Origin of the sequence: Streptomyces sp. NPDC007863 (assembly GCF_040633895.1) — a bacterium.
GTDB lineage: Bacteria > Actinomycetota > Actinomycetes > Streptomycetales > Streptomycetaceae > Streptomyces.
Window position 1 is genome coordinate 1 of the sequence record NZ_JBEYEI010000013.1, and the last position, 23280, is coordinate 23280.

Below are 23280 nucleotides of genomic sequence, written 5' to 3' on the forward strand. Positions count from 1 at the left end.
GCTTTCCGGTCCCTTTCGCTTTCGCTCCGGGCCCTTCCGGCGTTTCCGACTCTATCAGATCCTTTCGGCGTCTGATTCCCAGTCAGCGGGGTTTGCCTTCCCGGCTGTTGGGCCGTTCCGACGAGTGAGACATTAGCGGATTCCCCGCCCTCGAAGCGAATCGAGGTTTCGAATCCTCATTCCGTTGGAAACACACGAAAAGCAGGACGGCACGACGAATCGCAGCCGGCAGGCTGTGTGGATCTTGCGGAGTGGCTGTCCGGGGCCGACCGGAGTCGGTGCTCACGTCGGACAACCCGGAGGACATTACGTATCGGGAAAACGCATGTCAACCCCGCTCCGTGGTGAGGGTCCACATCCCCGCCACGGATACTTCAGGTGACTGTGACGCTACTCCCGGTCACCGGATTCGGCATGTCGGCGAAGGCGTGGGGTCAGGAGTCCGGTGCGGCCCAGGTCTTCAGGGTGGCGGCCACCTCTCGGGCGTCGGCCTCGCCGGTCAGGACGCGGTCGACGAGGTCGATCGCGTCCTCGCTGGTGACGTCGACGGGGTGGCCGGAGGCGTGGAGGTAGGCGGCGGCCACGGCGACGGCGAAGAGCTCGTTGGAGTGTTCCAGTGCCGGGACGCGGACGAGCTGGTGCAGGAGGGCCGCCGCGCGGTGGTGCGGCAGGTCGTAGACGGGCGTGCCCATGAGGTGGAAGGCGTGGCGGGCGCGGGCTGCTTCGAGCGAGCCCCAGTCGGTGATCTCCGGATCGCTGGGGATCATCTTCTGCGCGATGCCGAGGAGCCAGGCCAGGTCGACGTGGACGGTCATGGGCCGCTCCCCCGGTCAGGCGGCGCCGGTGGGGCGGACTCCGTACCGGGCGGCGAAGGCGTCGCCGTGCTCGTGGACGAAGGTACGGGCGCCCTCGATGAAGCGGGACCGGGTGAGGTCGGCGTGCAGGACGTCGCCGGCGTAGTCCTCGGCGGCCAGGTGGCGCTCGGCGGCGGCCCGCTGGAGCGCCTCGTACGCCTCGTCGCTGATCTCGATGCGGATTTCCCGTGCCATGGCACCACGGTAGCGGCCCGGGACGCGGCGGGTGAGGCTTCCTGACGATCCGGGTCCGCTTCGGGGCGGGCGCTCACGCGCGCGCGGACGCGTACGCGTCGAGCCAGCCGGCCGCCAGCCGGTCGCCGCGCGTGAAGGCGGCCGCGCCGTGGCGGCCGGCCGAGGGGTCGGCCGGGTCGGCGGGCGGGAGCGGCAGCGTGGTCCCGTCGATGTCGACCTGGTGGTCCGTGGTGGTGGCACCGTTCCAGAGGCGGATCACCGTTCCCGGCGGGGCGGACACCCGGACCGTGTCGTCCTCGACGGTGAGGCGGGTGCCGGTGGCGCGTTCGGCGAGCAGCGCGCGGTAGCGCTCCGGGGGCAGGGCGCAGTCGGCGGGCGGTGTGGTGCCGGGCCAGTCGGGGGCGTGGACGCCGCGGGCCCGGGCGGCGTTCCACATGCGGGGGACGAGGGCGGGCGCGAGCGGGGCCGTGGCCATGCGCTCGCACATCCAGAGGAGCCGTCCGGCGCCGCGGCCGGGGCCCAGGGTGCGCCAGCGGATGCGCGGTGCGAGGTCGGCGGCGACGACGGCGGCCCACGGGTGGACGGTGCCGAGGGGGCCTTGCGCGCCGAGCCAGGCCAGGTAGCGCTCGGCCTCGTCCAGGATGCCGGTCATGGAGTCGACGGGGATGCCGAGGACGTACGGGCGGCGGCCGCGGAACAGGTGGGGGCGGGTCGCGGCGAGCATGAGGACGGCGCGGGCGTGGTCGCCGGGCTCCGTCCGGCGCTCGTCGTCGTCCTGGACGGCCCCGTCCTCCCCCGCCGGGGCTCCGAGGCCCCAGGGGTCGTCCGGGACCTCGCCCGGGGCGTCGTCCTCTTGTTCGGTCTCGCGCAGGGCCCGGCGCAGGGTGGCCTTCGCCCGCTCCGTGAACGGCGCCTGTCCGAGGACCGGCAGGTGGGCGCAGAGCAGGGCCGTGAGCAGCCGCTCGGCGGCGAGCGGGCCGTCGGGCACGGGTGCCCGGCGCAGCGCCGCCGCCAGGTCGTGGGCGACGGCGGAGTCGACCATGAAGCGGCTGGTCAGCCGGCCGAGCGCGCTGGGTTCCAGGCGGCCCTCCGCCGCGCCGGGGTTCAGGCAGCCTGCGGCGGTGAGGAACAGCGCGGCGTGGTGCAGGGGTTCGACGCTGTCGTGTCCCTGGTGGGCGGCGAAGGTTCCGGCCCACCAGCGTTCCGCGTCCTCGACGGTCGACACCCGGTCCTGCACGGTCTCGGCGAGGAGGTGGTCGGCCAGGTGCTCGTCCAGGCGGGACCGCACGGTGTATCCGGCGACCAGCCGGGCCTGCCAGTGCGGCCGTTCCACCGGGTCGGCGAGCAGGAAGGCCCAGCCCTCGCGTTCCCCGGCGCCGATGCGCCCGGCGCGGCCGAACATCTGCTGGACCATCGACACCTCGACGCGGTCGAGGCCGAGGGTGGTGTCGCGGACGACGACCGCGCGGGCGGGGAGGTTGACGCCGGCCGCGACGGTGGAGGTGGCGACGAGGACGTCCGCCTCGCGGGCGCGGAAGGCCCGTTCGGCCTCGTGCTTGGAGGGCCAGTCCCGGTAGTGGAGGCGTACCCCTGCCTTGGTGCAGAGCCGCTCCACGGCCTCGGGGTCGTCGGCGTCGACGCCCGCGGTGGGCACGCCGCGGTCGGCGGCGAGGGCGAGCGCCGTGGTCCGCACCCCGCGCTTGCTGCCGCAGAAGACGAGGACGCTGCCGCCGTCCGCGGTGACCCGCCGGGCGATGCGTACGGCGGCGTCGGTGCGGGCGGCGGCCCGCGCCGCCCGGTCGGTCGCGTCGGCCTGTGGCAGGAGGGGCAGCTGCCAGGTGAGCCGGGTGGGCCGCCAGGCGGTGCGGATCAGGCGGGCGCCCAGCCAGCGGGCGACCTCGTCGGCGTTGGCGACCGTCGCGGAGAGGCCGACGATGCGGGTGGCCGCGCTGTCCTCGCGTACGCGGGTGAGCAGCGCCTCCAGGACGGCTCCGCGCGTCGGGTCGCCGAGGAGGTGGATCTCGTCGACGACGAGGCAGCCGACCTCCGCGAGCGCGTCCCGCAGCGAGCCCGTGCGGCAGATCGCCTCGAACTTCTCGGTGGTGGCCACCCATACGTCGGCCGAGCGGATCAGCTCCGTGTCCACGGCGGACTCGCCGGTCAGCCGTACCACCCGCAGCCCGTGGCTCCGCCACAGCCGGAGCTCGCGGTCGAGTTCGTCGGTGAGGGAGCGCTGCGGCACGAGCCAGGCGGCCTTGCGCCCCCGGGCGTGCGCCCGCAGCGCGGCGACCATCCCGACCGGGGTCTTCCCGGCGCCCGTCGGTGCGACGACGACGAGGTGTCCGGTGTCCTCCAGGACGGCGGGGACGGCGGCGGCCTGCATGGGGTTGAAGGACGGGTGGGGCAGCAGGCCGGCCCACTCGGCCGGTACGAGGTCGGCGACGGGGACGTACGCGTCGTCGCCGCCGTCGCCGCTCTCCGTCCGGGTGTCGGGGAGGTCCTCCAGGGCGTCCCACTGAGCGGCGAAGGCGTCCCGGGCCGCGGCCGCCCAGGGGCCGGCGGCGGGGGCCGCGCCCTCGGCCGTGACGGCGACCAGGTCCGTACGGCCCCCGGTGTCGGAGACGGTGCCGACCCGGCCGGTCTCCTCCCAGTAGCGGCTGACGCGGTGCGGGACGCCCCGCTCCGCCAGCCAGGCCCGGAGGGGCTCGTGCGCCGGGCCGTCGGGGAGGATCACCCGTACGTCCTCGGCCGCGGTGAGCGCCGCGTCGGAGGGGCGCCACGCGGGGTCGGCGGCCTTGCACCACAGCAGGGCGCGCGGCTCGGTGGCGTCGGGTTCGGGCAGGTCCTCCGGCCAGCCGGGGCCGGGTTCCGGGCGCTGCTGTGCCGGGATCCTCACCCGTACGAGCACGGTGGGCGCCGGGTCGCCGTCCGGGCGGGCGGGAGGCCGGCGCGCGGACTTCCGCCCGGTGCCGGTCAGTTCGTCGTACCGTTTCGCGCCCAGGTCGGCGAGGGTGAAGGCGGCGGGGCAGGCGGGGCAGACGAGCGCGGTGTACCGGTAGGTCCGGCCCTGGGACTCGTACGGGCGGCGCAGGGCGTGCAGTGCGCCGGCGCAGACGGGGCAGGGGCGCTCGACGGCCGCCTCGTAGCTCCACCCCGGCTCGGTGAACCGCTCCGGGAACTCGCCGCCGGGCGTCACTCCCCACCGTTCGCGTGCCAGGTCGATGACGGATCCCTGCACGTCGGCCTCGTCGCTGCGCATGACGGGACTCTCGCATCCCATGATCATCGCCCGCAGGCGATTTCACCGGGCGGGGCCGACAGGGGGAGGGTTCAGGCCTGGTGGGCCGGGCCGTCGGCCTCGGTGTCGGCGACGGGCGGCGCCGGCTTCCGCTTGCGGTAGGCCACGACGCCGCACACGGCGAGGAGGAGGGCGACGACCACGGCGACGCCGAGCGCCGTACTGCCCGCGAACACCCTGCCCAGCATGTCGAGCGCCCCGATCCCGACGGTCGCGTAGAGCAGCGCCCAGGCCGCTCCACCGAGGAACAGGGCCGGGAGGTAGCGCGGCAGGGGCATGCGCATGCTGCCGGCGAGGAAGTTGGCGGCGGTCTGGAAACCGACCGTCAGGAAGGAGACGGCCACCACGGGCGCGCCCCACCGCTGGATCGCCCGCTCGACGCGCTGGAACCGCTCCGAGGAGAACCGCGCGGCGAGCCTGCTGCGCCGGGCGCCGGCCCCGGCGAGCCAGCCGACGGCGAACGTCCCTCCGGCGCGCAGCAGCACGATCACGTACAGGGCGCCGGCGGTGAGCGCGACCTTATCCACGACACTCCGCTCCGACCGCCGACCGGAGGGCCGCGGTCCCCGTCACGTCTCCGGTGGGCCGGACGCGTCCCGCCGTGGTGGGCCGTCGAAGGCCGTGATCCCGCTCTCCGACTCTCACCTGCGGTCCGCCTCTGTCCGTTCAGTCTCTCCCAACATAGGCCACCCTAACCGACCGCCCGAGGCCGTCTCAGGGGGCCTTCTCAGAGGGCCGCCTCAGGGCGCTGTGTCCTGGCCGGCGACAACGCCGCCGTCCCCGGCCGTGGTGCGGCCGGGGACAGCGGGCGGGGGTGCGGGGCGGGCGGCGTCAGATGTGGATCTGGGCGGCCGTCCAGCCGGAGGAGCCGGTGGCGATGGTGCCCTGGTCGGCCCAGCCGTTCCGGTTGAGGTAGGCGCGGAGGCTGCCGTTGGCGCCGACGATCACGTAGTCGGCGCGGCCGTCGGCGTCGAGGTCGGTCATCCGGACCTGCGGGCCCGTCCAGCTGGACGAACCGGTGGCGACGGTGCCCTGGTCGGCCCAGCCGCCCTGGCCGTCGCCGCCCTTGTTCAGGAGCACCCGGGCGCTGCCGTTGTCGCCGATCACGACGTAGTCGGCGCGGCCGTCGGCGTCGTAGTCGGCGAAGCGGACCTGGGAGTCGGTCCAGGCGGTCGAGCCGGCGGCGATGAAGCCGAGGTCCGTCCAGGTCACGGTGGTGCCGCTGCCGGAGTTGCGGTAGGCGTGGACGCTGCCGTTGGAGCCGACCGCGAGGTAGTCGGCGCGGCGGTCGCCGTCGAGGTCGGCGAAGCGGACCTGGCCACCGGTCCAGGCGGCCGAACCGGTGGCGATGTGACCGATGTTCGACCAGGTGATCGCGCCGCCGGCGCCCGCGCGGTTCAGCAGCGCCTGGGTGGCGCCGTTGGCGCCGACGACCAGGTAGTCGCTGCGGCCGTCGCCGTCGACGTCGGCGAAGCGGACCTGGTTCCCGGTCCAGGACGAGGAGCCGGTGGCGATGTACCCGAGGTCGGTCCAGGTGATCGCGCCGTTCGCGCCGGCCTTGTTGAGGAAGGCGCGGGTGCTGCCGTTGGCGCCGACGATCACGTAGTCGGCGCGGCCGTCGCCGTCGAGGTCGACGTCGGAGTCGGCGACGGTGGTCGGCTCGGGCAGGGCGGGCTTGACGACGACGTTCTCGGCGATCCAGCCCTTGCCCGCGGTGCGGGCGATGGCGTCGGAGAACGCGGTCGCGATCTTGGCGTAGCCGGTGTCGTTCGGGTGCAGGCCGTCGCTCAGGTCGGCCGTGGTCACCGCGGAGGTGTCGGCCAGTTCGACGTGCGCGCCCTGGGCCTGATAGTCCGCGACCAGGGCGCGGACGGCGTTGTTGTAGGTGACGACCCGGGCCTGCGCGGCGCTGTCGGCGTTGGGGACGATGGTGGCGACGACGACGGTGATGCCGGGGGCGGAGGCGCGGATCCGGTCGACGAGGGCCTTCAGCCGGGCCGGCGCGTTCGCCACGTCGACGTTCTTGTTGATGTCGTTGGTGCCGATCTTCAGGGTGACCACGTTCGGCCGGGCCCGGTAGAGCCAGGACCCGATGTTGTCGTGGATGCCGCCGATGAACCAGCCGGAGTGGCCCTCGTGGTCGGTGTCGGGGAGGGTGCCGCCGCTCAGCGAGCCGACGAAGTCGATCGTGGTCCCGTGGCCCTGGAGCCTGTTCCACAGCCCGGGGCGGTAGCCGTCCCTGGTGCCGCTGCCGACGCCCAGGGTGATCGAGTCGCCGAGGGGCATGACCGCGAGGCGGGCGACCTTCCACTGCGGGTCGCCGGGGACCGGCGGCGGCAGCGGGGCCGGGCCGGGCGGCGGGGTGGGGGTGGGTCCGGTGAAGGGCTCGCCTCGGTAGGTGTAGGTGTTGAGGGCGTTCACGGCGGCCATGGGGTCGCCGTCGCGGTACTGGTCGATGGCGAGGAAGTTGGGCTTCTTGCGGGCGGCGGGCATGCAGAACCGTTCGGCCCGGTTCTGCAGCTTCTCGTTGTCGTTCCGGTACGTCGGGTCCATCGGCACGTCACGGAAGTGGTTCATGACGAACAGGGGCCGGTAGGGCTTCACCGCGCCGACGACGTCGGGGGCGTACTCCTGGCGGCTCAGCGGGACGGAGTCCCAGCGGGTGCGGCAGGTCCAGTCGGAGGAGCCGAGACCGGGGCCCATGGACCAGTAGTTCTCGACCGTCCACTCGTCGTCGTTGAGGATGCCGAGCGACTCCTTGTCGGCGCCCTGGCTGAACATCACGAGCCGCTTGTTCCGGTCGATCATGTCCTGGACGCGGGGCCAGCCGTTCTCCTTCACCTTCCACTCGCGCGGATCGAAGACGAGGTCCGAGAGGGTGCCGGCCGTCTTCACGGTGCCGTCGGCGTTGCGTTCGCCGAGCAGGCCGCCGAGCGCGGCGCGCAGCTGGTCCCCGCTGACGTGGTCCTCCATGAAGAGCGTCACGATCTGGTCGGGACGGTTCCGCAGGAACGAGGCGATCTCGCCCATGGGGACGGTCATGGCCTGCCGGGTCGCGGTGGAGCAGTCGGGCTTGTGGCAGAGGACGATCCGGCCCTCCTGGTCGTACACGTCGATCATCAGGCCCCGGACGCCGTCGTTCAGCTGCGTCTGGATGCTGTGCGGCTGGTTGGGCGCGATGATGTGCCCGGCGTCCTGCTCGGTGTTGCTCATGGAGTTGTGCGTCGTCAGATACGTCATCTGGTCGAAGGTCCGCTCCGAGGCCGGCGGCATCGGGGCGCGGACGGGGTCGGCCGGGGTGAGGTACCAGACGGTTTCGTTGCCGGCGCCGCCGGTGAGCGTGGCGTCCTGGTGGATGTTGCCGGGGTTCGCCGTGAGGCGACGGCCGTCCGAGGGGCGGTAGACGTGGTACCGGTCGCCGCCGATGTGCGACAGGGACCACTCGGTGTCCGCGCCGCCGCAGCCGAGGAGTCGTACGAAGTCCCCGTCGCGGCCCGCGCAGGCCCCGCCGCCGGCGAGCGCGATCTCGTAGGCGCCGTCGGCGAGCGCCCGGAACTCCCACTGCTGGTTGTCCTCGTCGCCCTTCGGGGAACGGGTGGTGAGCGGGTCGTCGAGCGGGACCTCGATGGGGTAGATCGCGGACCCGGAGAGGTTGTTGCCGTTGGCGAGGCTCTGGACGTAGTAGCGGGTCGCCGGGGCGGGCGCGGCGGACGCGGGCGCCGCGTCGACGACGACGGCGAGGGCGCTCAGCGCTCCGACGGCCGTGGCACCGGCGAGGAACCGGACGAGCCGGTCGCGGAACCGGACCCCTCTGGTCGTCCGTCGGGGAGCGGAGGATCTGGGCAAGGCGCGTCCTTCCCGGAGGGGAGTCGTGGGGGCGAAGCCGGCCGTACCGGGCCCGGCGCCCCCCAGCCTCGGCGGCGGCGCTGCCGCGCCGCTTGCGTGCCGCTAACGCGTGCTGCGCGACCCGCCCGGTCGCGCGCGTGGGCGCGGCCGGGCGGGCGGGCGACGGTGGTGGGGACGTGCCGTCGTCACGGGTCACGCGGCGCCCGGCGGCGGGCTCAGCGGGCGGGTTCCTGCATGGTCACGCAGTGGGCGCCTCCGCCGCCGTTGCCGTAGAGGTTGTCGAGGTTGAGCTGGACGACGGGCCGGCCGTAGGCGGCGGCGATGGCCGCCTTGGCGGCGGCGTCCTTGGCGGTGTCGCCGAACTGGGTGGTGATGATCGCGCTGTTCGTCACCGTCCAGTTCATGTACGAGCTGAGGAACTCCGCCCGGCGGCCCGAGGGGATGCGGGGCAGCGTGTCGGGGCCCTCGATGGTGAGGACCTGGAGGCGGCGGCCCCGGGCGTCGGTGGCGTTGACCAGGACGTCGCGCATCGCCCGGGCGTTCTCGGTCCAGACGTCCGGGCGTACGGCTCCGGCGAGCTGCACCATCACGACGCCGGGCCTGATGTAGCGGGCGGTGCCGTCGATGTGTCCGTCGGTGACGTCCTGTCCCGTGACGCCCGGCAGCCAGATCATCTTGGTGGCGCCGAAGCGGGCGAGCAGTTCCGCCTCGATCTGGGCGCGGGTCTTTCTGGGGTTGCGGTTGGGGTTCACCCAGCAGCTCTCGGTGGCCATCAGGGTGCCGTCGCCGTCGTACTCGATTCCGCCGCCCTCGCCGACCACGGACGACGCCGCGAAGGGGACGCCGGTGTAGGAGGCGACGCGCCGGGCGAGGACGCGGTCCTTGTCGTAGGCGGAGGCGGGGATGCCGTAGAAGCGGGTGGCGTTCTCGCCCCAGGCGTTGAAGTTCAGGCCGAAGGAGTCGAGGCCGCCGGCGTCGTCGACGCGGAACAGCGGACCGGTGTCGCGCATCCAGCAGTCGGAGACGGGGAGGGAACCGGTCACCGTGACCGTGGAGCCGCAGGCGCTCCTGGCCTGCGAGGCGGCGGTGGAACCGTCCGCGCACATGAGGACGGGCTCGTACCTGGCGACCTCCCTGGCGAGCTTGGCGATGTCGGCCTGGATCCTGGAGAGGGCGCTGCCCCAGATCGTGTAGCCGGACGGCCAGGCCATCCAGGTCCTGCGGTGCGTCTCGTCCTCTCCCGGTACCCGCCAGGAGGCGGCCATCGCGGGCTGGGCACCGAGGACCGGTCCCGCCGCCAGGGCGGCCGCGACGGCTCCGGTGCGGGCGAGCAGGGACCTGCGGCTGAGGGCCGGCCGGTCGCCGTCGTGTGCGTTCTTCACGTGGTGCTCCTTCTGTGTGAGGGGTCTGTACGCGGGGATCGCGGGGGTCGTGGGGTCGTGCCGTCAGTGGAGGCGGCCCAGGAGTCCCTCCTCCCGGACCAGCCGGCGTTCGGTGGCCAGGTCGAGGCTCCGGGCGAAGGCCCAGTAGAGGCCGCCGGCCACGGGGAGGCCGACGAGGAGCGAGCAGTCCACGCCGCCGAGGAACTGCGCGGCGGGGCCGACGAAGAGGCCGGTGATGACCATGAAGGGGGCCATGCAGACGAGGCCGATCGCGTAGGCGAGGTTGCCGCGCCAGCCCCATCGGCCGTATATCCCGCGGGGGTTGAAGATCTCCTTGACGACGTACTGGCCGCGCCGGACGAAGAAGAAGTCGACCAGGTTGATGGCCGTCCAGGGGATGAAGAGATAGGTCAGGACCACCACGACGTTGGCGAAGAACCAGGTGAACCGGTCGATGCCGACGAGGGTGGAGACGGCGCCGACGGCGGCCAGCATGATGCCGATGGTGACGATCCGGAGCCTCCGCGTCGGCTTGACCGGGCGGAACGAGTCCATGATCGAGATCATGGTGAGGCTGCCGCCGTACTGGTTGATCGCCATGATGGAGAGCAGTCCGACCAGCAGGACGACGACCGCGACGGTCCCGAAGCCGTCGAACAGGCGGTCCGCCGCCAGCTTGAGGGCGGTCACCGGGTCGGTGCCCTCGGGGGCGCCGGCCGAGACGACGGCGCCGAGGACGAAGACCCAGATGCCGGAGACCGCGCTCGGCAGGTAGGTCCACCAGAACGTGCTGCGGACCGGGACGTCGGGTCTCAGGTAGCGCGAGTAGTCGGAGACGTACGGCGCCCAGCCCAGCTGGAAGCCGGCGACGAAGACGAACACGAGCATGAACGGGGAGAGTTCGAAGGGGCCCGGCTCCCAGACGCCGTCGGGCAGGCCGCCGCCGAAGAGCGCGGCCGCCGTGACGGCCGCGGTGATCACGACGAACGGCCAGGTGAGCCAGCCGTTGATGCGGTGGATCCACTCGTATCCGAAGAGGGCGATCACGGTCGCGAGGCCGGCGGCCAGGAGGTAGCCGACGGTGTTCGGCATCCCGGTGAGGAGGTTCATGGCCTGGCCGGAGAGCAGCGCGTCGGAGGTGTTGAAGGCGACGTAGTTCACCAGGGCGAACACCCAGACCGTGAGCGCGGCCCCCAGGTAGCCGAACTGGGGCCGGGACTGCACGAGTTGGGGAAGTCCCAGCTGCGGCCCCTGGGCCGAGTGGAAGGCCATGAAGAACGTGCCGAAGAGGGAGCCGAGGACGGTGGCGACGACCGTCCAGACCAGCGAGGCCCCGAGCGAGAGGGTCACGACGCCGGTCGCCAGGCCGGTGAGGTTGAGGCTGCCGACGAACCAGATGGCTCCCACGTCGGACGGCTTGCCGTGCCGTTCCGAGAGGGGCACCCAGTCGATCGAGTGCTGCTCGATCCCGGCGAGGGGGGCGGGATCATTCGTCTGCGAGGCAACTGGCCCCATGCGGGCTCCTGTTCACGGGTGCTTCCACGAATCCGGCGGGCCTTGGGAGACGTCGGGTGCCGCCCGGATGGAGACACCGTAGGAACTGACTTAAATTTCAGTCAATCCCTTGGACGTAAGGAATCGACCGGGTTCTCGGTGCGGATTCCGTCGTCGGCGCCCGCTCTCGCCCCCCTTTCCCAGGGTCAGAGGGCGCGGCGGGCGGCCGCGATCGCGGCGGGGTCCCAGCCGGGACGGGGTACGGAATCCAACAGCAGCCGGGTGTAGGGGTGTCGGGGGTCGGCGAGCACCTCGGCGGTGCGGCCGGCCTCGACGACGCGTCCCCGGCGCATCACGATGACGTCGTCGGTGACGCACCGGACCACGCCGAGGTCGTGGGTGATGAACAGGTAGCCGATCCGGGTCTGTTCGCGGATGTCGGCGAGCAGGTTGAGGATCTGGGCCTGGACGGAGACGTCGAGGGCGGCGACGGCCTCGTCGAGGACGAGGACGGCCGGTTCGACGGCGAGGGCGCGGGCGATGGCGACCCGCTGCCGCTGGCCGCCGGAGAGCTGCCGGGGGCGGGCGTCGGCGGCCCGGGTGCCGAGGCCGACCTGGTCGAGGAGTTCGCGGACGCGCCGGTCGTGGTCGGTGCCGGGGAAGTGCAGGCCCAGGGTCTCGCGCAGCACCTGTTCGACGCCGGTGCGGGGGTCGAGGGAGAGGTACGGGTCCTGGAAGACCATCTGGACCTCGCGGGCGCGGGCCAGGCGCCGGGCCCGGCCGCGGCCGCCGTCCCGGGCCCGGCCCCGTATCCGTACGTCTCCGGCGTCGGCCCGCTCCAGTCCGACGACGATGCGGGCGGTGGTGGTCTTGCCCGAGCCGGACTCCCCCACGATGCCGAGGGATCCGCCCTCGGGGAGGACGAAGGAGACGTCGTCGACGGCGTGGACGCTCCCGTAGGCGCGGTGGAGGCCGACGGCCTCCAGGACGGGCTCAGGCATCGGCGGGGCTCCCTTCGAGCCGGTCGGTGTGGTGGCAGGCGGCCCGGTGGTCCGGGAGGCCGGGCGCGGGTCTCGGTTCGGGCGCCTGCCGCGCGCAGAGTTCCGTGGCGAGGGGACAGCGGGCGGCGAACGGACAGCCGATCGACTCCTGCCGGAGGTCGGGGGGTTGGCCGTCGATGGCGGCGAGCCGGCCGCCGGGCGCTTCGAGGCGGGGGGTGGAGGCCAGCAGGGCGGCGGTGTACGGGTGCCGGGGCCGGGCGAAGAGGGCGTCGGCGGGGCCGCTCTCGGCGATCCGGCCGGCGTACATGACGGAGACCCGGTCGCTGACGGCCGCCGCGAGGTCGAGGTCGTGGGTGACGAGGAGCAGCCCCGTGCGGAATCGGGCGCGCCGTTCGGCGAGGAGGGCGATGACCTCGGCCTGGGTGGTGACGTCGAGCGCGGTGGTGGGCTCGTCGGCGAGGAGCAGCTCGGGGTCGCCCATGAGCGCGGCGGCGATCATGACGCGTTGCAGCATGCCGCCGGACACCTGGCCGGGGTAGCTGCGCAGCGCGGAGTCGTCCAGGCCGACGGCGCGCAGGAGTTCGGCGGCGCGGGCGGTGGCGTCGGCCCGGTTCATGGTCCGGGTGAGGATGACGCCCTCGGTGAGGAAGTCGCCGATGCGGCGCATGGGGTTGAGGGCGGCCCGGGGGTCCTGGAAGACCATGGCGACGGTGTCGGTGCGCAGGGCGCGCAGCTGCTCGGGCCTCATCGCGAGCACGTCGTGGCCGCGGACCCGGATCCGGCCCTCGACGGCGGTGCCGGGCGGCAGCAGGCCGAGGGCGCCGCGCGAGGTGAGGGACTTCCCGGAGCCGGACTCGCCGACGAGGGCGACGGTCTCGCCGGCGGCGACGCGCAGGTCGACGCCGTCGAGGACGGGGCGGGCGGTGCCGGGCAGCGTGACCCGCAGGCCTTGGATGTCGAGGGCGTGCGGTGGTCTCGTGGGGGTCATCGGTCTCTCCTGGCGACGCGGTCGGCCCAGCGCTCGCCGACGACGTTGAACGCGACGACGGTCAGCACGATGAACACGCAGGGCAGCACCGCGGAGAGCGGGTAGCCGTGCTGGATCGCGGTCTGTCCGTCGAAGACCATGCGGCCCCAGTCGGGGGTGAGGGCGGGGACGCCGAGGCCGAGGAAGGACAGGCCGGCCAGGTCCATGAGCGCGTAGCCGAAGTTGATGGTGGACTGGGCGAGGACGACGGGGGCGATGTTGGGCAGGATGTGGCGCAGGCAGATCTGGAGCGCCGAGTGGCCCTGGACCCGGTAGCCGCTCACGTAGGGGCGGGCGCGTTCGGCGAGGACGAGCGAGCGGGTGAGCCGGCTGACGTACGGCAGGTAGGCGAGCGACAGCGCGATGACGGGGGCGAGCAGCCCTTCGCCGTGGATCGAGATGATCAGGATCGCGAGCAGCATGCCGGGGAACGCGAAGACGAGTTCGGTGGAGCGGGACAGGACGGAGTCGAGCCAGCCGCCGCGCCAGGCCGCCGCCGTGCCGATCGCGATGCCGGCGAGCGTGGAGAAGAGCACGACGCCCAGCGGCCCGAGGAGCGAGGTGCGGGCGCCGAGCAGCAGCCGGGACAGCGTGTCGCGGCCGGCGGCGTCGGCACCGAGCGGGTGCGCGGCGGACGGGCCCGCGAGCGCGTTGCCGAGGTCGACCGCGTGGGGGTCGTACGGGACGATCCAGGGCGCGAGCAGGGCGGCGGCGGTGACGAGGCCGACGAAGCCGAGGCAGAGCAGGTGGAGCGGGGACCGGGTGGTGCGCAGCCGGGCGAGGCCGGGCCTGCGGGTGAGGACGGCGGTCATGCGGAGGAGCTCCTCGATCCGAGCGTGATCCGCGGGTCGACCAGCGGCAGCAGCAGGTCGACGATCAGGTTCACGGTCATGAAGAGAGCGACGATGATCAAGGAGATGGCCTGGACGGTCGGGAAGTCCTTGGTGGAGGTGGACAGTTCCAGGAGTTGGCCGACGCCTCCGATGCTGAAGGCGGTCTCCACGAGGATCGTGCAGACGAGCAGGGTGGAGACGATGAGTCCGCCGGTGGTGAGGACGGTGCCCAGCGCGTTGCGGAAGACGTGGCGGCGGATGACGTGCCGCTCGGGGACGCCCCTGCTGCGGGCGACGGTGACGTGCTCGCCGTCGAGGGCTTCGAGCATGGCGGAGCGGGTGACGCGGGCGAGCATGCCGATCAGGTAGAGCGCGAGGGCGAGGGCGGGCAGGGTGAGGTGCCGGACCCGGTCGAGGAGGCCGTCGCCGGCGCCGCTGCTGGGGAACCAGCCGAGCTTCACGGCGAAGACGCCCTGGAGCAGCACGGCGGCGACGAACGACGGGGTGCCGACGGCGAAGGTCGTGCCGACCAGGACGGCGGTGTCGGTGGCGCCGCCGCGGACGGCGGAGAGCCGGCCGAGGAACAGGCCGACGGCCACGACCACGACGAGCGCCATGCCGATCAGGAGCAGGGTGGTCGGCAGCCGGTCGGCCAGGAGGCGCGAGACGTCGGTGCGGTAGGTCAGGGAGCGCCCGAAGTCGCCCTGGAGCATGTCCCCGAGCCAGCTGAGGTAGCGGACGGCGAAGGGGTCGTCCAGGTGGTACTGGGCGTTGACCGCGGCCAGCGCCTCGGGCGAGGCCGAGCGGCCGGCGAGCAGGAAGCTCGCCGGGCTGCCCGGGGCGAGGTACAGGGCGCCGAAGACCACGAAGGAGGCGGCGAGGAGGGTCGCGGCCATCTCCGCCACGCGCCGTACGGCGAAGCGGAGGAAGCTCACCGCGCGGCCCCCACGGAGGCGGCCCACGGCCCGTACATGTACGAGATGGTCGTGGGGGCGCCGGTGATCCGCTCGTTGAGGAAGACCGAGGTGGGCCACTCGGCGACGGGGATCCACAGGAACCGCTCGGCGGCGAGGCGGTTGAGTTCGGCCTCGGCCTCCATGCGCGCCGCGGGGTCGTACGCGGCGGAGGCACGGTCGACGAGTTCGTCGTACCGGGGGTCGCTGTGGCCCGCGTAGTTGAGGTACGCGCCGGTCTTGAAGTTGGTGAGGAGGTCGAGCGGGTCGGTGATGGAGTTGTAGATCGTGAGCGGGAACATGTCGACGCCCTCGCGCGCCTCGGGGTCGGTGAAGAGCGCGGTGAAGGCGTTCGGGGAGACCGTCTTGAGACGGATGTCGAGGCCGATCCGGGTGCCGGCGGCCTGGACGGCGGTGGCGAGGAGCGAGACGTCCTGGCCGATGGGGCTGGTGACCATGGTCAGGGTCGTGCCGGCGGCACCGGCCTCCGCGATCAGGGCCTTGGCCTTCTCGATGTCCGGCTCGGTGGGCGGAAGCCCGTCGAAGGCCTTCCTGAGGGCGTTCTCCGGTGCGGCGGCCCAGGCGGCGCGGGTGGTGAGGGAGCCGGTGGCGGTGCCGGCACCGCCGAGTCCTGCCGTGACGAAGCCGGAGCGGTCGAGGGCGAGGGAGAGGGCGCGGCGGACCCGGACGTCGCCGAGCGCGCCCTTCATGTTCGTGATGTTGACGTTGACGGTGCTGAGGCCCTCGCCGAAGTAGAGGGTGCCGACACCGGAGGCCTTCAGCCGGGCGTAGCTCTCGGTGGGGATGAGGTAGCCGCCGTCGATCTCGCCGCTGAGCAGGGCGTTGGTGCGGGCGGAGGGGTCGGTGAGGACGCGGAAGACCGCCTTCTTCGCCTTGGCCCGGGTGCCCCAGTAGCCGTCGAACCGCTTCAGCTCGATGGACTGGCCCTTCTGCCAGGCGCCGAGCTCGAAGGGGCCGGTGCAGGCGAGGCCGCCGGTGGTGCCGTAGTCCCTGCCCGCCGCCTCGACGCCCGCCTTCGAGGCGACGACGCCGGCGGCGGTGGCCATGTACTGCGGGAACTGGGAGTCGGGCCGCTTGAGGCGGACGGTCACCTGGAGCGGGCCGGTCGCACGGATGGAGGCGACGTTCCGGAAGACCTGCGCCCAGGCCGCCGCGTTCTTGGGGTCGGTCTGCCGGCCGAGGCTGAAGACGACGTCGTCGGCGGTCATGGTCCGCCCGTCGTGGAAGCGCACGCCGGCCCGCAGGTCGTACACCCAGGTCCGCGGGTCCGGGTTGGCCGCGGTGCGGGCGAGACCCGGTTCGACGGTGAGCTGCGGCGTCCAGCGCATGAGGCTCTCGCACACGTTGGCCAGGACGGTGTTCTGCGGGTAGTCGAAGGCGACCGTGGGGTCGAGGGTGGGCGGCTCGGCGTAGAGCGCCCAGGAGAAGGAGTCGATGTCGGCGCGGGCGGGGGGCGTGGAGGCGGAGAGCCGGGCCTCGACACCGCTCGCGCCGCCCTTCGGCGGGCCGGAGCACGCGGCGAGCAGGGCGAGGGCGGAAAGGACCGCGGTCGCGGCGGCACTCCGGCCGACCCGGCCGTTTTGGCCGTTCCGGCCACACCGGCCGGAGAGGCGTCTGCGACGCGGGGAGGGCGCTGTCGTGATCGTCATCGTCATCGTCGCGCTGTCTTTCGGTGAGGGTACGGGGAGGGGGGAGGGGGGAGGGGGGAGGGAAGGCGACCGGCGGGCGGCGGGGCCGACCTGTCGGGGGCGGAATCGGGGACAGGTCGCCGGCGGAACCGAACAGGTCGCCACGGCTCCCTGCGCGGCTGGCCGCAGGTCCCCTGACGGTTGATCGCGGATCCGGTACGGGTCGCTGCGGATCCGGTACGGGTTGCTACGGATCCAGACCTGGTCACCGCGGATCCGATACGGGTCACTGCGGGCGCGGACACAGGTCACCCGGGCCCGATACGGTCCGGCGGGCAGCACCCGTCCGATCCGGAGGGCGGCCGTGGCCCTGAGGGGCCGGAGGCCCGGCGGGAGCGGGAAGCGCGGCGGGGTCGGTGCGGGGCGGAGCAACCGGTGCGGGGCGGCGGGGTCGCCCTACCTGGGGGTGCCGGGCGCCGGCAGTTGCTGGGTGATGCAGTGGACTCCGCCGCCGCCGTAGGCGATCGCGACGGCCCGCACCGGGACGACCTCGCGGCCGGGGTACGCGGAGGCGATCACCGCGAGGGCGGCCTCGTCCTGGGGCTGTCCGGCCACGGGGACGACGACGCCGCCGTTGGCCACGTAGTAGTTGAGGTACGAGACCTCGACCTCGCCGTCCGGCAGGTCGGCGAAGGCGGTCTGGGGCACGTCGACGACCTCCAGCCGCCGGCCGCGGGCGTCGCGGGTGGAGTCCAGGACCGCCCGGTTGGCGCGCATCCGGGCGTAGTCCGGGTGGTCGGGGTCGTCGGGCAGGGAGACCACGACCGTGCCGGGGGCGGCGAAGGCGCAGACGCCGTCGACGTGCCCGTCGGTCTCCGTGTCGAGCAGACCGCCGTACGGCAGCCAGATCACCTTCTCCACGCCGAGCCGGTCCTTCAGCTCGGTCTCGATCTGCTCGCGGGTGAGCCCGGGGTTGCGGTTCGGATGGAGCAGGCACTGCTCGGTGGTGATCAGGGTGCCTTCGCCGTCGACCGTGATCGCCCCGCCCTCCAGGACCATGCCGGAGGCGATGCGCTCGACGCCCAGGTGCTCCAGGAGGAGCGCGCCGACGCGGTCGTCGGAGTCGTACGGGTGGTGCTTGCGGCCCCAGGCGTTGAAGCGGAAGTCCACGCCGGCGCGGTTGCCGTCGCCGTCGAGGACGAAGAGCGGGGCGGAGTCGCGGAACCACGAGTCGTCCTGCGCCAGCTCGACGACGGTGACGCCGTCGCCGCACCTGGCGCGGGCCTCGTCGCCGTGGCCGGGCGGCGCGACCATGGTGACGGGCTCGAACCCGGCGATCGCACGGGCGACGTTCGCGTACTCCCCCTTGACGTCGTCCAGCACGTCGCCCCACAGGTCCTCGCGGACGGGCCAGGCCATGAGACACGCCTCGTGCTCGGACCACTCGGCGGGCATACGGAATGCAGTCATCACGGGTCTCTCTTCGTTTCGCCAGAAGTACCCGTCGGCGGCGCCGGCTCTGCCTGGCGCGAGTGTGGGGACGGGTACGCGGTGTGCACAGCATCCTCCTCCCGACTGAAAATTCAGTCAAGAGTCAGGACATGGCTTTCGGAGCGGGATGGCGTGGGGAGCGCACGGATCGGAACGCGGGCAGTGGCAACGACGAAAAACGGGCCCGCGGGCCGGGCGCGGGTCCGACAAGGACCGCGCCCGGCCCGCGGGCCCGCGGGTGTCAGCGGCGGCCGAGCCGTTCGATCTCGGCGTCGATGCCGTCGCTCATCAGGGCCCGGGCGTGGGAGATCTGGAGCGTGCCGCTGAGCCATCGCATGCTGAGGCCCTCCAGGAGGGCGGTGAGCCGCTCGGCGGCGCCCGCGAGGGCGACCGCCGGGGCCATCGGCTGGACCCGGCCGAGCAGCGCGGCGACCTCCTGGACCCAGACGAGCGTGGCCCGGGTCAGGTCCTCGCGCAGGACGTCGTCGAAGACCGCGCTGGCGCGCAGCTCTCCCCAGGCGCTGCTGTTCTCCCGGACCTCGGTGGTGTCCTGGAGCTCCAGCAGCAGCGTGTGCTCCAGCTCCTCGCGCGGGCTGAGCGGCGGGGCGTCCGGGTCGCGCTCGGTCGTGTACCGCTCGGCGCGGTCGTTGATGAACTCCAGCGTCTTCAGCAGGATCCCGTTGCGGTCCTTGAAGTGGTAGTAGATCAGCGCGGTGGAGACGCCCGCCTCGGCGGCGAGTTCCTCCACGCGCAGCCCGCGGACCCCGCGCCGGGCGATCACCCGGGCGGCCGCTTCGAGGATCTGAGTACTGCGAGACGCCATGGCCCGAACCTTACCGGGCCCCGCCCGCCCCGGCTGGGGCGGGCGGGGACGAGCGGTCAGACGGCCGGCGGGACGGCGGGCTGCGACTGGGTGGCGCAGTGGATGCCGCCACCGCCGCTCGCGATGTCGTCGATGTTCAGCTGGACGACGTTCCGGCTCGGGTACGCGGCCGCGAGGATCGAGGCGGCCGCGGCGTCGGCGCCGGGGTCGCCGAAGTGCGGGACGAGCACGGCGCCGTTCACCGTGTAGTAGTTGGTGTAGCTGGAGAGGAAGCCGGAGCCGCCGCGCCGGATCTTGAGCCGGTCCGGGCGGTGGTGCCGTGGGCGGCGGCCGAGGGGAGCGCCGAGCCGAGGGCCGCGAGCGGCAGGGCCGCCGCGCCGAGGTGGAGCAGGCGGCGCCGGGAGGTGGTGGGAGTGTCCATGGGTTCCTGCCTGAGGGGAGGGAGGGGAGGACGGGCACGCCCATCGTTCAGCAGACTGAAAATTCAGTCAATGATCTCGCCAGGACTGTCCCCGTCGGACCGCCCGCCGCCTGACCACTCCTCCCCTACCGCCCCTCCCCCCTACGCCCCCCACTCCCCTACTCCCGGCGGTAGTGCTCGAAGAGCACGGTGACCGGCCCGCCGTCGGCCCGGGCCTCCAGGAGCCACACGACGACGAGGTCCCGGCCGTCGGCGCCGCGGATGCAGAAGGGCCTCTCGTCGGCCAGGTCGGCGAAGGCGATCCGGGTGACCGGCTCCGTGTCGACGCCCCGGACGCAGTCGGCGGGACCCAGTTCGCCCCCGTCGGCGACGTAGGCGTCGCCGTCCTCGGGCAGGACGAACTCCGACCCGTCCCGCGCCAGGTACCAGCGGGCCGTGTCGGCGGGCACGACCTTCCGGGTCCCGAGGTCGAACTCGTAGCTGTCGTCCGGGGCGGTGAGCGTGACCTCCTGGCCGACCCGGCCGTAGGAGGCCGGGGAGGCGGCCGGGGACTCCGGTTCGGTACCGGGCGGCGGGCCGAGGAGGTACATCCCGCCGCCGATCGCTCCGGCGGCCGCGCACGCGGCGAGGGCCCGGGCCACCGGACGCCACCGGCTCCGTCGCGCCGGGCGCGCGGGCGAGCCGGAGGGCCTCCCACCGCCCCGCACCGGCCGCTCCGGAGACGGCGCCGCACCCGGAGCGACCGCGACGCCCGGAGCCCGTGCCCCCGCGCCCGGCGAAGCCGGGACACCGGGCGGCCCACCAGGAGTGACACCCGGCGGAGTCGGCCCGGCGGGCGTGGCCGCCGGCGCCGCGAGCGTCGGCCACGCGTGCACCGGCGCCGCGGCCGGCCGGGCCGGCGACTCCTGCCGGGCCGGCGACTCCTGCCGCGCCGCCCGTCCCGCCACCTCGCTGCCGATCGACCACGGGAGTCAGCCCTCCCCGAACTCGGGCCGGGAACCCACGAGGGGGTGGGCGTGGACGGCCGCGATCAGGTCCGCCGGCGACGGGCGGTCCTCGGGCCGCTTGGCGAGGCACCAGGCCGTCACGTCGCGCAGGTCCTCCGGCACGCGCGCGAGGTCGGGCTCCTCGTGGACCACCCGGTAGAGCGCCGCCGACTCCGGCCCCGCCCCGAAGGGTGCCTCGCCGCTGACCACGTACGTGACGAGGGCGCCGAGCGCGAAGACGTCGGTGGCCGGCGACACCGGGCCGCCGAGCGCCTGCTCGGGCGCCATGAACGCGGCGGTGCCGATGCGCAGGCCCGTCCCGGTCAGCGCGACGGCGTCGGCGGCCCGCGCGATGCCGAAGTCGATGACCCGGGGGCCGTCCTCCGCGATCAGCACGTTGGCCGGCTTGAGGTCGCGGTGGACGACACCGGCCCGGTGGATCGCCTCCAGCGCCTCGGCGATCCCGGCCAGCAGCATGAGGACCGTGCGCACCGGGAGCGGGCCGTGCCGGTGGACCACCTCGTGCAGCGACGGGCCGGGGACGTAGGCGGTGGCGAGCCACGGGGTGGGGGCGTCCACGCCCGAGGCGACCACCTGCGCGGTGAACAGGCCGTGGATGCGCTCGGCGCTGGCCACCTCCCGGGCGAAGCGCAGTCGGAACCCGGGGTCCCCCGCGAACTCCTCCCGCACCGCCTTCAGGGCGATGGGGCGGCCGCCGGGCGTGTGGGCCAGGTACACCACGCCCATGCCGCCCGAGCCCAGTCGCGCCTGGAGGCGGTAGCCGCCGATCTCTCGCGGGTCGTCGGCCGTCAGCGCCATGTGGACGGGCTGTGCACCGGGAAGCTGAGCGGACATACGGGGCTCTTTCGACGAGGGGAACGAAGGGACGCGGGTCGACGGACGCAACGGGCGCATCGTGCATCTAACTAAAGATTCAGTCAACATGCGACACTGGCCACTCGGACCGCACGGGAGGGGAACACACGTGGCGACGGACCGCCGAGGCGCCATCCTGGAAGGCGCCGCCCGGGTCATAGCCCGGCGAGGAGTGCGCGGGCTGCGCATGGAGGAACTGGCCACCGAGGCCGGGGTCTCCACCGCGCTGATCTACTACCACTTCAAGGACCGGGCCGGCGTCCTCCGGCACACCCTGGAGTTCATCAGCGACCGGGCCGACCGGTACACCTCCGGCGAGGACGGCGCCGACGGCGACGCCCGCACGGGCGCGCCCCAGGACCCCCGGTGGGAGCTGGAGCAGTCCCTGCTCCTGGAGTTCCAGGACCTCCCCGAGGTCCGCGAGAACAGCACGGCCTGGGGCGAGCTGCGCGCCAGCGCCGTCTTCGAGCCCGAGTTGCGCGGCGACCTGGCCAGGGCCACGCTGTCCTGGATCCACGATGTCGCGGACCTCCTGGGCGGCATCCGGCCGACCGCTCCCGCGCCCGCCCTGACGGCCTCCGCCGAGCGGCTCACCGGCCTCCTGGAAGGGCTCAGCACGCGCTGGCTCAGCGGCGCGCTCCCCCTGCCCCACGCCCGCGAACTCCTGAAGGAGGCGGTCGCCCTCGAAATCGAACGCCTGAGCCGCTGACCCGGAGCCCTGGACCACAGCCCCCGGCACCCGGCACCCGTGCATCCCGACCCAGGGTTTGACTGAATATTCAGTCAATGTCAGAGTGGCGGCACGACAGGCCCCCGGGCCGACACGACACGGCCCCTTCCGGCCCGGCCATGCCGGGGTTCGGCGGGCCCGTCCGTGCACGCTGTTGACCTGCTCCGCCCCCACCTCGATCGGAGACCCCGATGTCCGACTTCCGCCCCTCCCGCCGCTCCGCCCTGCGGGTGCTCGCCGGGATCGGCGCACTCGCCCTCGGCTCCACGGCGTGCGGCCCCACCGACCCCGGCGGGTCGGGCGCGGGCGCCACCGGTTCCGCCACCGGTTCCGCCGCCGGCAGGGGTACCGGCACCGACGTGGACCGCCGCCTGGGCGCCGAGTGGGAGAGCCACGCCCGCACCTTCATGTCGTGGCCCGCCCTCCCGTCCGTCTGGGGCGAGGACCTGCCGTACGTGCGGAAGGACATCGCGCGCGTGGCCCGGGCCATCGCCGCGTACGAGTACGTCGTGATGATGGCGCGCCCCGACCAGGTGGCCGCGGCCCAGAAGGCGTGCGGCCGGGACGTCGAGGTCATCCCGCTCGCCGTCGACGACCTGTGGGCCCGCGACACCGTGCCCGTCTTCGTCGAGGAGGCCGGCGAGGTGGTCGGCGTCGACTTCCACTTCAACGGCTGGGGCGAGAAGCAGGTCCACGACAACGACGCCCAGGTCGGCCGGAAGCTGCTCGCCAAATACCGGATCCCCCGCGAGGAGGCCCCCCTCGTCGCCGAGGGCGGCTCCTTCGAGACGGACGGCGAGGGAACCCTCCTCGTCACCGAGAGCTCGATCGTCAACGACAACCGCAACCCGGGCATGAGCCGCGCCGAGATCGAGGCCGATCTCAAGGAGCTCCTCGGCATGGAGAAGGTGATCTGGCTGAAGGGCGTCCGAGGCGAGGACATCACCGACGCCCACGTCGACAGCCTCGTCCGGTTCACCGCCCCCGGTGTGATCCTCCTGGACCGGGCGTTCCCCGGCATGCCCGCCGACTCCTGGTCGCGCTCCTCGGACCAGGCCGCGTCCGTGCTGCGCGAGGCCACCGACGCGAAGGGCCGCCCCTTCGAGGTCATCGACCTGCCGCAGCCCGACCCCGACCGGATCAGCGGCTACAGCGACGACTTCCTCTCGACGTACGCGAACTTCTACATCGGCAACGACGCGGTGTACATGCCCAAGTTCGGCGACCGGAAGGCCGACGACCGCGCCCGGGGCATCCTCCAGGAGCACTTCCCCAAGCGGGACGTCGTGCAGGTGAACATCGACACCATCGCCACCGGAGGCGGCGGGATCCACTGCGCCACCCACGACCAGCCCGGCAAGCCGGTCGACTGACCGACGACAGCCGACCGACGACAGCCGACCGACACGTGCCGGAGAAGA

The 23280-nt window shown here is 73.4% G+C and carries 19 protein-coding genes; 2 read left to right on the top strand and 17 right to left on the bottom strand.

The features are described 5' to 3' along the window. Positions 1-434: 434 nt before the first annotated feature. The 17 genes from ABZ621_RS20860 to ABZ621_RS20940 form a co-directional block, all read right to left on the bottom strand. Complete coding sequence (locus tag ABZ621_RS20860; protein WP_360606579.1) at positions 435-815, bottom strand: fic family toxin-antitoxin system, toxin component; 381 nt, start codon at positions 813-815, stop codon at positions 435-437. Positions 816-830: 15 nt separating this feature from the next. Then, positions 831-1049 (bottom strand): hypothetical protein, encoded by a 219-nt coding sequence (locus ABZ621_RS20865; RefSeq protein WP_360606581.1) that lies wholly within the window; start codon positions 1047-1049, stop codon positions 831-833. 73 nt (positions 1050-1122) lie between these two features. Beyond that, positions 1123-4308, bottom strand: coding sequence for a DEAD/DEAH box helicase (locus ABZ621_RS20870; RefSeq protein WP_360606583.1), 3186 nt, complete (start codon positions 4306-4308; stop codon positions 1123-1125). Between the two features lie 71 nt (positions 4309-4379). After that, entirely contained in the window at positions 4380-4874 is a 495-nt protein-coding gene (locus tag ABZ621_RS20875) for a VTT domain-containing protein (protein ID WP_360606585.1), read from the bottom strand. A gap of 304 nt (positions 4875-5178) precedes the next feature. Beyond that, positions 5179-8193, bottom strand: coding sequence for an FG-GAP-like repeat-containing protein (locus ABZ621_RS20880; RefSeq protein WP_360606587.1), 3015 nt, complete (start codon positions 8191-8193; stop codon positions 5179-5181). Positions 8194-8408: 215 nt separating this feature from the next. After that, a complete protein-coding gene (locus ABZ621_RS20885; protein ID WP_360606589.1) occupies positions 8409-9575 on the bottom strand; it encodes an agmatine deiminase family protein in 1167 nt (388 codons plus the stop codon). 63 nt (positions 9576-9638) lie between these two features. Further along, positions 9639-11090, bottom strand: coding sequence for a cytosine permease (locus ABZ621_RS20890; protein WP_360606591.1), 1452 nt, complete (start codon positions 11088-11090; stop codon positions 9639-9641). Positions 11091-11275: 185 nt separating this feature from the next. Continuing rightward, positions 11276-12070 carry an ATP-binding cassette domain-containing protein gene (locus ABZ621_RS20895; protein WP_360606593.1) on the bottom strand — a complete coding sequence of 265 codons (795 nt, stop codon included), beginning with the start codon at positions 12068-12070 and terminating at the stop codon, positions 11276-11278. After that, positions 12063-13058 carry an ABC transporter ATP-binding protein gene (locus tag ABZ621_RS20900; RefSeq protein ID WP_360606595.1) on the bottom strand — a complete coding sequence of 332 codons (996 nt, stop codon included), beginning with the start codon at positions 13056-13058 and terminating at the stop codon, positions 12063-12065. Before ABZ621_RS20900 ends, ABZ621_RS20895 begins: the two co-directional genes overlap by 8 nt. Further along, positions 13055-13909: an ABC transporter permease gene (locus ABZ621_RS20905; RefSeq protein WP_360606597.1), complete on the bottom strand. Its 855-nt coding sequence runs from the start codon at positions 13907-13909 to the stop codon at positions 13055-13057. The genes ABZ621_RS20900 and ABZ621_RS20905 overlap by 4 nt, the downstream gene beginning before the upstream one ends. Further along, entirely contained in the window at positions 13906-14865 is a 960-nt protein-coding gene (locus ABZ621_RS20910) for an ABC transporter permease (protein ID WP_360606599.1), read from the bottom strand. Before ABZ621_RS20910 ends, ABZ621_RS20905 begins: the two co-directional genes overlap by 4 nt. After that, complete coding sequence (locus tag ABZ621_RS20915; RefSeq protein WP_360606601.1) at positions 14862-16553, bottom strand: ABC transporter substrate-binding protein; 1692 nt, start codon at positions 16551-16553, stop codon at positions 14862-14864. The genes ABZ621_RS20910 and ABZ621_RS20915 overlap by 4 nt, the downstream gene beginning before the upstream one ends. Before the next feature lie 435 nt (positions 16554-16988). Next, positions 16989-18002 carry an agmatine deiminase family protein gene (locus ABZ621_RS20920; protein ID WP_360606603.1) on the bottom strand — a complete coding sequence of 338 codons (1014 nt, stop codon included), beginning with the start codon at positions 18000-18002 and terminating at the stop codon, positions 16989-16991. Positions 18003-18264: 262 nt separating this feature from the next. Further along, positions 18265-18846: a helix-turn-helix domain-containing protein gene (locus tag ABZ621_RS20925; RefSeq protein WP_360606605.1), complete on the bottom strand. Its 582-nt coding sequence runs from the start codon at positions 18844-18846 to the stop codon at positions 18265-18267. A gap of 56 nt (positions 18847-18902) precedes the next feature. Next, complete coding sequence (locus tag ABZ621_RS20930; RefSeq protein WP_360607004.1) at positions 18903-19334, bottom strand: agmatine deiminase family protein; 432 nt, start codon at positions 19332-19334, stop codon at positions 18903-18905. Positions 19335-19425: 91 nt separating this feature from the next. Then, a complete protein-coding gene (locus ABZ621_RS20935) occupies positions 19426-19908 on the bottom strand; it encodes a hypothetical protein (RefSeq protein WP_360606607.1) in 483 nt (160 codons plus the stop codon). Between the two features lie 330 nt (positions 19909-20238). Continuing rightward, the gene (locus tag ABZ621_RS20940) at positions 20239-21108 is read right to left on the bottom strand and encodes a serine/threonine-protein kinase (protein ID WP_360606609.1); all 870 of its coding nucleotides are present in this window, start codon (positions 21106-21108) and stop codon (positions 20239-20241) included. A 130-nt stretch (positions 21109-21238) separates the two neighbouring features. Between ABZ621_RS20940 and ABZ621_RS20945 the strand changes: the two genes are divergently transcribed. Both ABZ621_RS20945 and ABZ621_RS20950 read left to right on the top strand, forming a co-directional pair. Beyond that, entirely contained in the window at positions 21239-21838 is a 600-nt protein-coding gene (locus tag ABZ621_RS20945) for a TetR/AcrR family transcriptional regulator (protein WP_360606611.1), read from the top strand. A 212-nt stretch (positions 21839-22050) separates the two neighbouring features. Beyond that, complete coding sequence (locus tag ABZ621_RS20950; RefSeq protein WP_360606613.1) at positions 22051-23232, top strand: agmatine deiminase family protein; 1182 nt, start codon at positions 22051-22053, stop codon at positions 23230-23232. Positions 23233-23280 lie beyond the last annotated feature (48 nt).